This window comes from Paenibacillus sp. NPDC101420, assembly GCF_050277435.1.
In the GTDB taxonomy this organism is placed as follows: Bacteria; Bacillota; Bacilli; order Paenibacillales; family Paenibacillaceae; genus Paenibacillus_AQ.
The window spans coordinates 1,660,569-1,672,794 of record NZ_JBNNSE010000001.1; the positions used below are offsets into that span (position 1 = coordinate 1,660,569).

The following is a 12,226-nucleotide window of genomic DNA, read 5'->3' on the forward strand; positions in this document are numbered from 1 at the left end:
ATGGACAAAAATTTCAAAGCCTATAATCAAACCGCCGAAACCCTAAAGGCAATCGCTCATCCCGTTCGCTTGTGCATCATTAAAGGTCTGCTTGAAAAAGGCAGCTGCAACGTTAGCTTCATGCAGGACTGTCTCGACCTTCCACAATCTACGGTATCCCAGCATTTGCAGAAGCTTAGAGCTCTAGGCATTGTCGAAACCGAACGTAATGGACTGGAAATTAATTATTCTGTTAAAGACGAGAAAATCAAACATCTAATTCAGCTATTTTTAGGGGAGGAATAAATCATCATGAGTAAAAAAGTACTGATTGTCGGAGGAGTTGCAGGAGGCGCATCAGCGGCCGCCAGGCTTCGGAGATTAGATGAAGAGGCTCATATCATCATGTTTGAACGTGATCCGTACATTTCTTTTGCCAATTGCGGACTGCCTTATTATATCGGAGGTTCCATTCAGGATCGCTCCAAGCTGCTGGTTCAGACACCAGAGGCGATGCATAAACGTTTTAACATCGATGTTCGAATTCAAAGTGAAGTGGTGTCTATCGACCCTGTGAACAAGAAAGTAAGAGTAGAAAGTATAGAAAAAGGCTCCTATGAAGAGAGCTATGATGCGCTTATTTTATCACCCGGCGCTAAACCGATTCGTCCGAATCTACCTGGTATCGAGAGTTCCAAAATTCACATGCTGCGCAACATTCCCGACACCGACAAAATCAAAACCAAAGTCGCAGCCGAAGGCACTCGTTCCGCCGTTGTGATCGGTGGTGGGTTTATCGGTGTTGAGATGGCGGAGAACCTCAGAGAAGCAGGTCTGGAAGTAAGCTTGATCGAGGCGGGTCCACAAATCTTAGCTCCGTTCGATACTGAAATGTCTTCTATTTTGGCAAAAGAGCTCGACGAGCATGGCGTTAATCTTATTTTTTCCGATATGGTCCAGGGGTTTGCAGAAGTGGGTGAACAAATAGAGGTTCAGTTGGCAAGTGGCACTGTGCTTCAAAGTGATATGGTTCTGTTGGCCATCGGCGTTTCGCCGGATACCTCTTTCCTGAAGGATAGTGGTTTAGAGTTCGGTCCACGCGGCCATATCTTGGTCAACGAGCGCATGGAAACAAATTTGGATCAGGTCTATGCAGTAGGTGACGCGGTCGAGGTGGTTGATTTCGTGAACGGAACTAAAACTGCTATTCCACTAGCTGGTCCTGCCAATAAGCAAGGACGGATTGCTGCGGACAACGTCAGCGGTCTAGGCACTACTTACAAAGGATCACAAGGGACTTCTATTATTAAGGTTTTTGGAGTCACGGGTGCTTCTACCGGCAATAACGAAAAAACATTACAACGTTTGGGCTTACCATATCACGTGATTTACGTACATCCAAGCTCTCATGCAACTTATTATCCGGGGGCAACTCCAATATCTATGAAGCTGATTTTTGATCCAAAAGGTACAGTACTCGGCGCACAAGCTGTGGGTTACAGTGGAGTAGATAAACGTATCGACGATATCGCTACAGTGATTCGCTTTAGAGGTACGGTCACTGATTTAACGGAATTGGAGCTTACTTATGCCCCTCCTTACTCTTCTGCTAAAGATCCAGTGAATATGGCTGGCTTTGCTGCTGAAAATATTTTGAAAGGCATGACTACAGTATTCGTTCCTAAGGATTTAGAAGGTCGTGACAACAACAATACCATTTTAGTTGACGTACGTTCGGAAATCGAGCATGCCAACGGTCATATTGAAGGCTCCATTAACATCCCTGTGGATGATTTGCGTGGTCGTCTAAGTGAGCTTGACCCTGGTAAAGAAATTTGGGTGTATTGCCAAGTTGGACTCAGAGGCTACACAGCTTCCCGGATATTGCAGCAAAAAGGTTTCCGTGTGAAGAACCTGACCGGAGGCTATAAGACATATCAACTGAGTAAATATTCACCTAAAAAAAAAGATAGTCTGACGCCAAACGCAGGTATTTCAGCAGCAGCCCGTAAAGAAATCGCAGCAACGGGAGCACCGGCGGGAACTTACATTGCTTCAGCTGCAGCCAATACCAACGCTACAGCTTACGCAGCCAACTCCAGCGCATCTGTATCCGCCCCTGCCAAACAAGAGTCGGATCTAACACCTGATTCCGTGCTTGATGCTTGCGGACTATGCTGCCCTGGGCCGCTGATCCAAGTCAAGATGAGCATGGACCCGCTCTTGGACGGGCAAGTCTTAAAGGTAACGGCTTCCGATCCGGGATTCTATGAAGATATTAAGGCATGGGCTCGCATGTCGAAGCACACGCTTTTGCAATTAACGAAGCTGCCTACTGGCATGATTGAAGCTTATCTGCGCAAAGGCATTACCGCGGATTCCGTACCAGCAGGAGCACAACCCGTCCAAACTAGTAATGCAAGTACGATGGTGGTATTCAGCGGTGATCTGGATAAAGCGATCGCTTCCTTCATCATTGCCAACGGAGCTGCCTCCAGCGGCAAAAAAGTGACGATGTTCTTTACCTTCTGGGGTCTCAATATTATCCGCAAGGATGAGAAAGTGCCTGTGAACAAGAATATTATCGGTAAAATGTTCGGAGCGATGATGCCGCGCGGCAGTCGGAAGCTAACACTTTCGAATATGAACATGATGGGCATGGGCTCCAAAATGATCCGCTCTGTAATGAAGAACAATAATGTCTCTTCTTTGGAAGAATTGATTCAAATGGCTGTCGACCAAGGCGTCGAGATCGTTGCCTGCCAAATGTCCATGGATCTTATGGGCATTACCCGTGAAGAACTGATCGACGCTGTTGGAATCGGCGGTGTAGGATATTACCTCGGTCAAGCTGATCAATCTAGTCATAATCTATTTATCTAAATACCTTAACACCGCAAAGAGACTCCTCTATTTATATAGAAGAGTCTCTTTGTTATATAAAAATGAACTCACCAGAATCGGTGATATAGATTTGAATAACCAAAATGCAGAAATTGGCTGGATCTGGATACAGAATCTAAAACCTGCTATCCTATTTAATAGGCATTCATCCGAATAATGACCTATTTTAGGTGGAATAAGGAGATTAAATGAATAACCCGATACATATTCTCGTTGCTGAGGACGACAGCGACATCAACCGATTGCTGTGCAACCTTATTAAGAAAAGTGGCTACATCCCCCAACCTGCTTACTCGGGAACGGAGGCACTTCTCTATCTGGAGCAACGTCAATGGAGCATGCTGCTACTGGATCTGATGCTGCCTGGCATGTCGGGAGAGGAACTACTTGAGAAGATTGCCGGGCGGGACGATATGTCCGTAATTATCATTTCAGCCAAGGGTGAGCCCCAGACCAAGGTATCTGCCCTGCGGGCGGGGGCGGATGATTTCATTACGAAACCCTTCGACGTTGAGGAAGTCTCTGCACGGATCGATTCTCATCTACGTTTGTATTCGCGGATTGCGCAATCGGCTATGCCTAACGTGCTCCAGCATCAGGGTCTTGTACTTCATCGAGATACGATGTCGGTTACGGCAAATGGAGCGGAACTGACGCTCACAGCTCTAGAGTTTGAGATTCTCTCGTTGCTTTTGTCGGCCCCTAAGAAGGTGTTCACGAAAGCGAATTTGTACGAAAGGGTCTGGCACGAGCCATACTACGGGGATGACAATACGGTCAATGTCCATATGAGCAATTTGCGCAGCAAGCTAACCAAGGCCGCACCAGGAAGCGAATTTATCGAGACAGTATGGGGCATAGGTTATCGGCTCAAGCCTTAAGACATTCTTAAGATTTGGCTTTAGCTCTTCTTATGTTTTCAATTCTATACTTGGTCTATCACGAAAAGGAGGCCAAGACGAGATGTACGAGTATGTATTAAAAACAAATCAGCTATCCAAAAAGTTCAAGGGCCATACAGCGCTGGACAAAGTCAATTTGTCAATCCGTAAAGGCTCTATTTATGGTTTTATTGGGCAAAACGGAGCTGGAAAATCAACATTAATCCGGATTGTGACCGGACTTGCTTTTCCGACTCAGGGGACGATCGAGCTGTTCGGAGCCAGTGAAGAGCAGGCCTTGATCCAGGCTCGTAAGCGAATCGGCTCGATTATCGAGAGTCCCGCTTTGTTCCCCCATATGACTGCGAGCGAAAATTTAGAAGCAAACCGGATTCTACGTGGTATTCCCGGCAAAGATTGCGTTCCTAGAATGCTAGAGCAAGTTGGACTGCAGGGCGCCGGCAAGAAGAAAGCCAAGAATTTCTCACTTGGAATGAAGCAGCGGTTAGGTCTTGCCATCGCCTTGCTGGGAGATCCAGAATTTCTGATTCTGGACGAGCCGACCAATGGGTTAGATCCGATGGGTGTCGTCGAAATGCGCGAACTGCTCAAGCGACTAAACCGTGAGCTTGGCATTACGATAATGATCTCAAGTCATATTCTAAGTGAGCTGCATTTAATGGCAAGTCATTATGGCATTATTCATCGCGGTCAGTTGCTTGAACAACTCACTGCGGAGGAATTAAACGAGAAATGTCAGCAGTATTTGTTTATCAAAGTGGATGATCCGGGCAAGGCAACAGCCGTCATTCAGAACGAGCTGGGTACGGCCGATTTCGAAGTGATGCAGGATGGAACCATCAAGTTGTATAGCCGCATTGAGCAGCCAGGTAAAGTATCAACAGCGTTATTCTCTGCAGGCCTAGAGATTGAGAAGTTTATGCCTATGGGTGAAGACTTGGAAAGTTATTTTACGAAGCGGATTGGGGGGAATCCAAATGTATAATCTGATCAGAGTTGAGTTTTTCAAGCTCCGTAAGAATAGATCATTTTGGACTTTTCTATTGGCACTTTCCGTCCTCTCGCTTGCTTACCCATTGCTATATTATTTTGATCATCGGTCCAATGGGGAACCTCAGATCACCGGCGCTGAATTTCTGACTACCTTTATTTCAAGCAATGCCTACATTATTAAATTCGGCGTAGCCATTCTGGCTGGATTCTTTATCTCTAACGAATATTCCACAGGAGTCATGAAGACGATCGCATCTTCGGGCAACACCAGAGGCCGGCTGTTCGCGGCAAAACTAATCGTATTCGCAGTTGGGGCCATGGCGATTTCGCTCGTCTTTCCTATTGTCAGCACAGTCGAAGTCACGCTGCTTTCGGGCTTCGGTCATCTGCCGGAAGGAAGCACTACACTTTTTATACCGCGAGCCCTCGGGCTAACGTTGTTGTACACAGCTGGTTACGCAGCCATCGGGGCGCTGTTCACCGTAATCCTAACCGACAGCGGCAAAACTATCGGCTTCTCAATGATTTTCTTCCTTATGATCGATACGGTTTTGGCTGGTATAGGTTCGAAGATCTCTTTCTTTAGTAATTTGTACGATTATTCCATCTTCAAACTGGTGAGCGATATCGGTAAGCCCAGTATCGACAGTGGAGATTGGCCAGCGCTTTTACTTGTACCGTTGTTGACAATAGCCGTTTCCGGGGTACTCGGTATTCTCGTATTCCACAGAAAAGAAATCAAATAATAAATAGGAGGTGCAGGAGAGTGTTGCTTATTCTGACAATCATATTGTTTGCGGCAGGAGCTCTCCTGCTTTTCCGTTTGTTGATGTTAAGGCGAGAGCTAGGGCGGATAACAGGGCAATTGCATACCTACAATGAGCGATCAACCGGTAAAAAAATCGATGTGGCTCTATTCGACCAGAAGCTTGAGGCACTTGCGGGACAAATCAATCGTCAATCTAATTTAATCGTCGAAGCGGAAGCCCAACGAAAACGTGTCGAACAAGAATTCCGTCAGGCTGTAGCGAATATTTCACATGATATCCGTACCCCCCTCACCTCCATCTTCGGTTATATTCAACTGTTGGAGGATGAGTCAATTACCCCTGATGAAAAACTTGAATATGTTGCCATCGTTAAAAATCGGACGAAACGGCTGCAGGCACTGCTGAATGATTTTTTTGAGCTTTCCTTGATCGAATCGCTAGATTATCCTCTACATACCGAAAAGCTTGGGATGACGGCCCTACTCTCGGAAATTCTGGTCGGATTTTACGATTCTTTCAACGAACGCAATATTACACCGGATATACGGCTACCTGAGGAAAATGTATCCGTATACGCCGATGAGTCCGCTGTGCGGAGGGTTGTCGAGAATTTACTTGTCAATACGGTCAAACACGCGACCGGGTATGTGGAAATCCGTTTCGAACGACGGCAGGTAACAGCTGACTTAACGATAGTAAACGATGCGAAGGAACTAGCCGGAAGCGATGTTAACCTCTTATTTGACCGATTCTATACCGCAGACCGTACCCGATCTTCTCAAGCCTCCGGGCTTGGTCTCTCCATTGCCAAAAGTCTGATGAATAAAATGGGTGGCACGCTGACAGCCGAACTGGAGGGTGAGAAACTGATAATGACCTGCCGTTGGAAACTAGGCGATGCTGGCAATGTCTTAGCTAATTAATTTGAATGTAAAGGGGACCGACAACGATTTGTGGAACCATTTATCCTGAAAAATATTCCAATCAAAAAGACTCCTCTATTTATATAGAAGAGTCTTTTTGCGTTGAAGGGCTGGCAGAAGTAATGTTCAATTCTAACTCAGCAAGTTGATGCTTGCTTCTTCAAGCGAAGGTATAAGAAATTTATGATCGATTGGCGATGACATCACGATTAGAATCGTATAGGTACCGTATTTGTCACATTGATTTCCGAAATCCTCGAGGGCTCGTGTAGAGTCGGTTACTACTTTCAATAAGTAGTTGTGTTCCCCACTTATACGGTAACATTCGACGACATCAGGACTTGAGCGGCAGAAATCAAGGAATGCATTACAATCCCTAGAATGAAATAACATGTAGGCAGCAGCATGTTTTCCAATTTTTTCAGGGGAAATAATGGTGCGATACTCGCTGATGATGCCTTTCTCCTCCATACGCCTAACTCTTTCCGTAACTGCAGGTTGCGATAAACCGACACATTTTCCCAGCTCTGTCATAGAAATTCTTGCTTGATTTTGAAGATGAAAAAGAATTTGCTTATCAATATGGTCCATCAAAATCACATCCTTTAAATTTAAGGTTCCCCCTATAAACTAGCTTGTAATTAACCGTTATAAGGCTAATTTAACTTAGTTGCCTTATGTAATCAAGATAACTTGTTATATATAATAACCCTACAATAGTAAAGTGTTCCTGGCTTTAACTATTCCGAAGGGATGAAGAATGTTGAGTATATTGGATTCAAACAAAATAAATACAGAATGGTTATCAGGTCGCATCGATGAAGTAATTGATCGAACCCTTGCTGACAAGCGCCTGGTCGGTGCTGTCATTAAAGTGGCGATAGATGGGGAACTGGTTTATAGTCGCGCTGCCGGTCTTGCCGACCGCGAGATGAGCAGACTTATGCAAGAAGACGCCTTATTCCGGCTCGCCTCAGTTAGCAAACCTATCGTTTCAACGGCAGCCCTAGTATTAGTTGCGCAAGGTCGACTACAGCTGGATGACCGCGTTGATCGTTGGCTCCCAGAGTTTCGGCCACGTTTGCAGAATGGCGAGTTCGCGACATTGACGATTCGTCATTTGATGACGCACACAGCAGGCCTTTCTTACCGATTTTTCCAAGAAGAGAATGGTTCCTATCAGTCAGCAGGGGTATCAGATGGTATGGATCAGTCCGGCATCACATTGGAAGAGAACCTGCGTCGTCTTGCCTCTGTCCCCCTCCTCTATACGCCAGGTACCGAGTGGAAATACTCCATCGCGACAGATGTGCTAGGAGCAGTAATTGCAAAGGTCACAGAAACACCGCTCAATGAGGCCGTACATTCACTCGTGACAAAACCGCTTGGCATGAGCGACACGGGTTTTATTGCAGTCAATCGAGAACGACTGGCTACTTCCTATGCCAATGATACTCCAGAGCCACGGCCTTTACATGATCCCGACAGTATTGCCTTTATGGAGGGAACGGCTGGATTCCTGCTTGCCCCTGGTCGAGCACTTGACGATACTGCCTATCATTCTGGAGGAGCTGGCATGGTCGGCAGTGCAGGGGATTTTTTGCAGCTGCTGGAAACATTACGTAAGGGCGGAGCACCGCTGCTACCAGAGTCTCTGGTTCACGATATGACGACCAACCAGATCGGTGATCTGCCAATGGCCTTCTGGCCAGGACGAGGCTTTGGCCTAGGCATTACGGTACTGAAGGATCCTGTCGCCGCAGACACTTCGGAATCCCCGGGTACATGGCGTATGGGTGGCACCTATGGTCACTCGTGGTTCGTCGACCCCGAGCAACGGCTCAGTGTCGTGGCATTTACTAATACTGCACTAGAAGGTATGTCGGGTCAGTTTACCGTTGACCTTTGTGATGCCATTTATGATAGACGTAATAAATAAAGAACGAACACAAAGAGCCTTGGTCCGGAATGAACCGGTCTAGGCTCTCTGTCTAGTAAATCCTATTCGAGTGTGTATCATTGAGTTTTTTACAATTTAAAAGAGAGGTGCTTCTCCAATGACCCAAAACACAACTTCTGCCACACAAAGTGCCTCCAGTACTCCCTCTTCTGAACATTTACCATGGGCAGGATTACTCGCCCTTGCTATGACGGGGTTTATCTGTATTCTTACCGAAACGATTCCGGCCGGCTTGTTGCTCCAAATAGGTGATGGGCTTGGTGTCTCCGAGGCCCTTGCGGGTCAACTTGTCACTTTGTACGCCCTTGGTTCACTGTTGGCCGCGATTCCCTTAACCACCATGACGCGTGGATGGCGGCGGCGACCACTGCTACTAATGTGCATCCTTGGTTTTCTCGTATTCAACACCGTCACCACTTTTTCTTCCAATTATATACTTACGCTGGCAGCTCGGTTCTTCGCAGGCGTATCCGCTGGAGTCTTATGGGGCATGATAGCAGGTTATGCCCGGCGCATGGTGCCGGAGTCACTCAAGGGACGAGCAATGGCGGTAGCGATGGTTGGCACGCCTCTAGCTCTGGCACTCGGAGTCCCTGCTGGAACACTTCTTGGCACTCTTGTGGGCTGGCGCTCCATCTTCGGGATCATGTCGCTGCTGGCTCTGATGCTGGTCGGCTGGGTACTTTGGAAGCTACCGGACTATCCAGGGGAGGCTCCTGATAAGCGGCTCCCTCTCTACAAGGTTTTTGTTATTTCAGGGGTACGGCCGGTACTGTTTGTCGTTCTGACATGGGTGCTAGCACATAACATCCTGTATACCTACATTGCACCCTATCTTACTCAGGCTGGGCTTACCCAGCGCGTTGACTTGGTACTGCTTATTTTCGGCATTACTGCGCTTATTGGCATCTGGGTCATCGGTATTTTGATCGACCGCAAACTACGTCCATTGGTTCTTAACAGCCTCGCTGCTTTCGCCTTGTCATCCATTGCACTGGGCATTAGCAGCAGCCAACCCATAGTGATCTATCTAGTGGTTGCTGTATGGGGGTTGACGTTCGGAGGAGCGGCTACTTTGCTACAAACAGCAGTTGCTGAAGCAGCTGGCGAAAGTGCAGATGTGGCCCAGTCGATGTTAGTGACGGTATGGAACCTAGCTATCGGCGGCGGCGGCGTGATGGGTGGGATTCTTATTGAAACAGTTGGTGTCCGCTCCTTCCCGTGGGTACTGTTTATTCTATTGATTCTTGCGCTACTAGTAGCGTGGCGCGCTAAAGAATACGGATTTCCTTCAAGAAAGCGTTGAAGCACACCTATGAAATCATGCCACAATCATCAAGTTTACGGAGCACGGTAGCCGAACACGAAATATAAAAAAAAAAGCCAGTGGTGCATATTATAAATGACTAATATGAACTACTGGCTTACTTATATTAGATTTTTATTAAAGACCAGACTTGGCCTTTTCTGATCTCCTACTCTACAGCCAAAGCATTAAATTCTTGCAGATCCTTGGCTAAATCTTCTTCTGTGTATTTCCCTTGACCGAACCCAACCAGCGCCCGTAGCGGCATATATTTCATCATCGCCATGAACATTTCTGGATTATCGTCCATCGCACCTTCCATGCCAAAAATACTGCTGAACTTCTTCACTTTATCTGCCGTGCGTGGATTGTCCAGCAAATCACCAACGGTACTGTTGCGATGATAACTTAATGCAAGCGGAGCAGTCGATTCCACTTCAATAGAAGCAGTCAGACGAATATCCCGCGAAGATGAACCGATAGCAATCTCAAAGACTCCACTTTCCACATGCCAATCACCAATGTTAACGTTGTAATAAGCAAAGGAGCGTTTATCCAGTTCAAAAGAAACCTCTTGCTCTTCCCTAGGCTGAAGCTCTATCTTCTGGAAGCCCTTAAGCTCCTTAAGTGGACGGATCACGCTACTCTTCACATCGCTAACATAGAGCTGAACGATTTCTTTTCCTGCGTGAGTACCCGTGTTTTTGACGGTGGCCGTAACTTGTACGTTCTCGGTATCTTTTATGCTGCTCTTGGAGATTCTCAAATTGCTGTATTGAAACGCTGTGTAGCTTAGTCCGAAGCCGAAAGGAAACAGCGGTTCAAGCTCTTTTTTATCATAATAACGATAGCCAACAAACAAACCTTCTTTATACTCTACTGTATCCCCTTCACCTGGGAAATTAAGAAAGGATGGATTATCGCTCAGCTTCATCGGGAAGGTCTCTGCCAGTTTGCCACTTGGACTAACCTCTCCAAACAGTAAATCTGCCACTGCACCGCCAAAAGCCTGACCGCCTAGATAACCTTCAAGAATACCCTTCGTTTTATGAATCCAAGGCATTTCTATGGGTGAACCATTGCTGAGTACGACAACGATATTGCTTTGCACCTCAGACACTGCTTCGATCAGCGCTTTATGGCTCTCTGGAAGCGACAAATGACTGCGATCATAACCCTCTGATTCATAGTTATCCGGAAGTCCAAGGAACAATACGGCTACATCCCCTTTTGCCGCTGTATCCCGTGCCTCTTGTAGCAAAGCTTCATTAATCCCGTCATGATTCAGTTCATATCCTTGCGCATATAGCAGTTCGGCAGAACCTGCAATGACCTTCATCTCTTCAAAAGCATCGTCCAATTTCGTCGGATTCACATGTGAGCTGCCCCCGCCCTGATAACGCGGATTTCTAGCAAACTCGCCAATGACCGCAATCGTTCCTTGCTTTGTCAGCGGCAGAATGCCTTCCTCATTTCTAAGTAGAACCATGCTCTCCCGCGCCACTTCACGAGCCAGACGGTGATGCTCATCAGCATTAAATGAAGCATTATCTTTACGGTTCTCCACCGCCTTAAAAACAAAGGTAAGTAAACGTTCCACTGCAAGATCTAACGTTTCTTCAGACAGCTCGCCACTTTGTACTGCTGCGACAATCTTGGCATCACCAATGCCTCCGGTTGACGGCATTTCCAGCTCCAGTCCTGCTTGTAGAGCCTTCACCCGTTCATTAACCGCTCCCCAGTCGGAAACGACGAATCCCTCGTAGCCCCATTCCTCTCTAAGAATCTTTGTCAGGAGAAATTCACTCTCGGAGGCATATTCACCATTTACCCGATTGTAAGAGCACATCACGCTCCATGGCTGACTCTGCTTAACTGCGCCTTCAAAGCTAGCCAGATAAATCTCCCGCAGCGTCCGCTCATCAATAACAGCATCAACAGACATTCTCCGGTGCTCCTGATTATTAGCGGCAAAATGCTTAAGCGAGGTGCCTACCCCTTCACTTTGCACACCTTTGATATGATTCCCACCCATCTCCGAGGAAAGATAAGGGTCTTCCGAAAAATATTCGAAGTTACGACCGTTCAGCGGGGAGCGCTTAATATTCGTTCCCGGTCCGAGCAGAACAGCAACGTTCTCTGCTTGACACTCTTTCCCGAGTGCTTTACCTACACGACCGATTAACTCCCGATCCCAGGAAGAAGCCATCCCTGCTGCCGAAGGAAAACAAGTCGCGGGTACACTGTTATGGAGTCCGAGGTGATCGGCGCTCTCTTTTTGCTTGCGTAAACCATGGGGTCCGTCCGTTACCATTAAAGAGGGGATTCCGAGTCGTTCAATGCCCTTTGTATTCCAGAAATCAAGCCCTGAGCAGAGTCCTGCTTTCTCCTCAAGGGTCATTTGTGATATGAGTTCATGAATATTGGTTTTCATAAAAATACCTCCTCTGAATGTATACTATCCCCATTTTAATCTACTTCATGTTAGA

At 46.8% G+C, this 12,226-nt stretch carries 10 protein-coding genes; 8 read left to right on the forward strand and 2 right to left on the reverse strand.

Annotated features, from left to right (window positions below; all coding sequences use genetic code 11):
- The 6 genes from ACQKMP_RS07235 (at position 1) to ACQKMP_RS07260 (ending at position 6,471) form a co-directional block, all read left to right on the forward strand.
- The gene (locus tag ACQKMP_RS07235; RefSeq protein WP_042185935.1) at positions 1-285 is read left to right on the forward strand and encodes an ArsR/SmtB family transcription factor; all 285 of its coding nucleotides are present in this window, start codon (positions 1-3) and stop codon (positions 283-285) included.
- Positions 286-291: 6 nt separating this feature from the next.
- Positions 292-2,862 carry an FAD-dependent oxidoreductase gene (locus tag ACQKMP_RS07240; protein ID WP_427469079.1) on the forward strand — a complete coding sequence of 857 codons (2,571 nt, stop codon included), beginning with the start codon at positions 292-294 and terminating at the stop codon, positions 2,860-2,862.
- 209 nt (positions 2,863-3,071) lie between these two features.
- Positions 3,072-3,764 carry a response regulator transcription factor gene (locus tag ACQKMP_RS07245; protein WP_427469080.1) on the forward strand — a complete coding sequence of 231 codons (693 nt, stop codon included), beginning with the start codon at positions 3,072-3,074 and terminating at the stop codon, positions 3,762-3,764.
- An 82-nt stretch (positions 3,765-3,846) separates the two neighbouring features.
- A complete protein-coding gene (locus ACQKMP_RS07250; protein WP_036675740.1) occupies positions 3,847-4,770 on the forward strand; it encodes an ABC transporter ATP-binding protein in 924 nt (307 codons plus the stop codon).
- Complete coding sequence (locus ACQKMP_RS07255; protein ID WP_341125900.1) at positions 4,763-5,524, forward strand: ABC transporter permease; 762 nt, start codon at positions 4,763-4,765, stop codon at positions 5,522-5,524. The genes ACQKMP_RS07250 and ACQKMP_RS07255 overlap by 8 nt, the downstream gene beginning before the upstream one ends.
- A 20-nt stretch (positions 5,525-5,544) precedes the next feature.
- Positions 5,545-6,471, forward strand: coding sequence for a sensor histidine kinase (locus ACQKMP_RS07260; RefSeq protein WP_379422793.1), 927 nt, complete (start codon positions 5,545-5,547; stop codon positions 6,469-6,471).
- A gap of 132 nt (positions 6,472-6,603) precedes the next feature.
- On the opposite strand, the gene ACQKMP_RS07265 is transcribed toward ACQKMP_RS07260, so the two are convergent.
- Positions 6,604-7,062, reverse strand: a complete 459-nt coding sequence (locus tag ACQKMP_RS07265) for an Lrp/AsnC family transcriptional regulator (RefSeq protein ID WP_076298160.1) — start codon at positions 7,060-7,062, stop codon at positions 6,604-6,606.
- Positions 7,063-7,231: 169 nt separating this feature from the next.
- Here ACQKMP_RS07265 and ACQKMP_RS07270 point away from each other — a divergent pair, with 169 nt between their 5' ends.
- Positions 7,232-8,410 carry a serine hydrolase domain-containing protein gene (locus ACQKMP_RS07270; protein ID WP_042185922.1) on the forward strand — a complete coding sequence of 393 codons (1,179 nt, stop codon included), beginning with the start codon at positions 7,232-7,234 and terminating at the stop codon, positions 8,408-8,410.
- Between the two features lie 118 nt (positions 8,411-8,528).
- The gene (locus tag ACQKMP_RS07275) at positions 8,529-9,737 is read left to right on the forward strand and encodes an MFS transporter (protein WP_427469081.1); all 1,209 of its coding nucleotides are present in this window, start codon (positions 8,529-8,531) and stop codon (positions 9,735-9,737) included.
- Positions 9,738-9,906: 169 nt separating this feature from the next.
- Here the strand turns inward: ACQKMP_RS07275 and ACQKMP_RS07280 are convergent, their stop codons facing one another.
- Positions 9,907-12,171, reverse strand: coding sequence for a beta-glucosidase family protein (locus tag ACQKMP_RS07280; protein ID WP_427469082.1), 2,265 nt, complete (start codon positions 12,169-12,171; stop codon positions 9,907-9,909).
- Positions 12,172-12,226 lie beyond the last annotated feature (55 nt).

Bases quoted from the DNA above. Each gene is read 5' to 3' on its own strand.
- ACQKMP_RS07235 (WP_042185935.1), top strand. From the start codon at position 1: ATGGACAAAAATTTCAAAGCCTATAATCAAACCGCCGAAACCCTAAAG.
- ACQKMP_RS07240 (WP_427469079.1), top strand. From the start codon at position 292: ATGAGTAAAAAAGTACTGATTGTCGGAGGAGTTGCAGGAGGCGCATCA.
- ACQKMP_RS07245 (WP_427469080.1), top strand. From the start codon at position 3,072: ATGAATAACCCGATACATATTCTCGTTGCTGAGGACGACAGCGACATC.
- ACQKMP_RS07250 (WP_036675740.1), top strand. From the start codon at position 3,847: ATGTACGAGTATGTATTAAAAACAAATCAGCTATCCAAAAAGTTCAAG.
- ACQKMP_RS07255 (WP_341125900.1), top strand. From the start codon at position 4,763: ATGTATAATCTGATCAGAGTTGAGTTTTTCAAGCTCCGTAAGAATAGA.
- ACQKMP_RS07265 (WP_076298160.1), bottom strand. From the start codon at position 7,062: ATGGACCATATTGATAAGCAAATTCTTTTTCATCTTCAAAATCAAGCA.
- ACQKMP_RS07270 (WP_042185922.1), top strand. From the start codon at position 7,232: ATGTTGAGTATATTGGATTCAAACAAAATAAATACAGAATGGTTATCA.
- ACQKMP_RS07275 (WP_427469081.1), top strand. From the start codon at position 8,529: ATGACCCAAAACACAACTTCTGCCACACAAAGTGCCTCCAGTACTCCC.
- ACQKMP_RS07280 (WP_427469082.1), bottom strand. From the start codon at position 12,171: ATGAAAACCAATATTCATGAACTCATATCACAAATGACCCTTGAGGAG.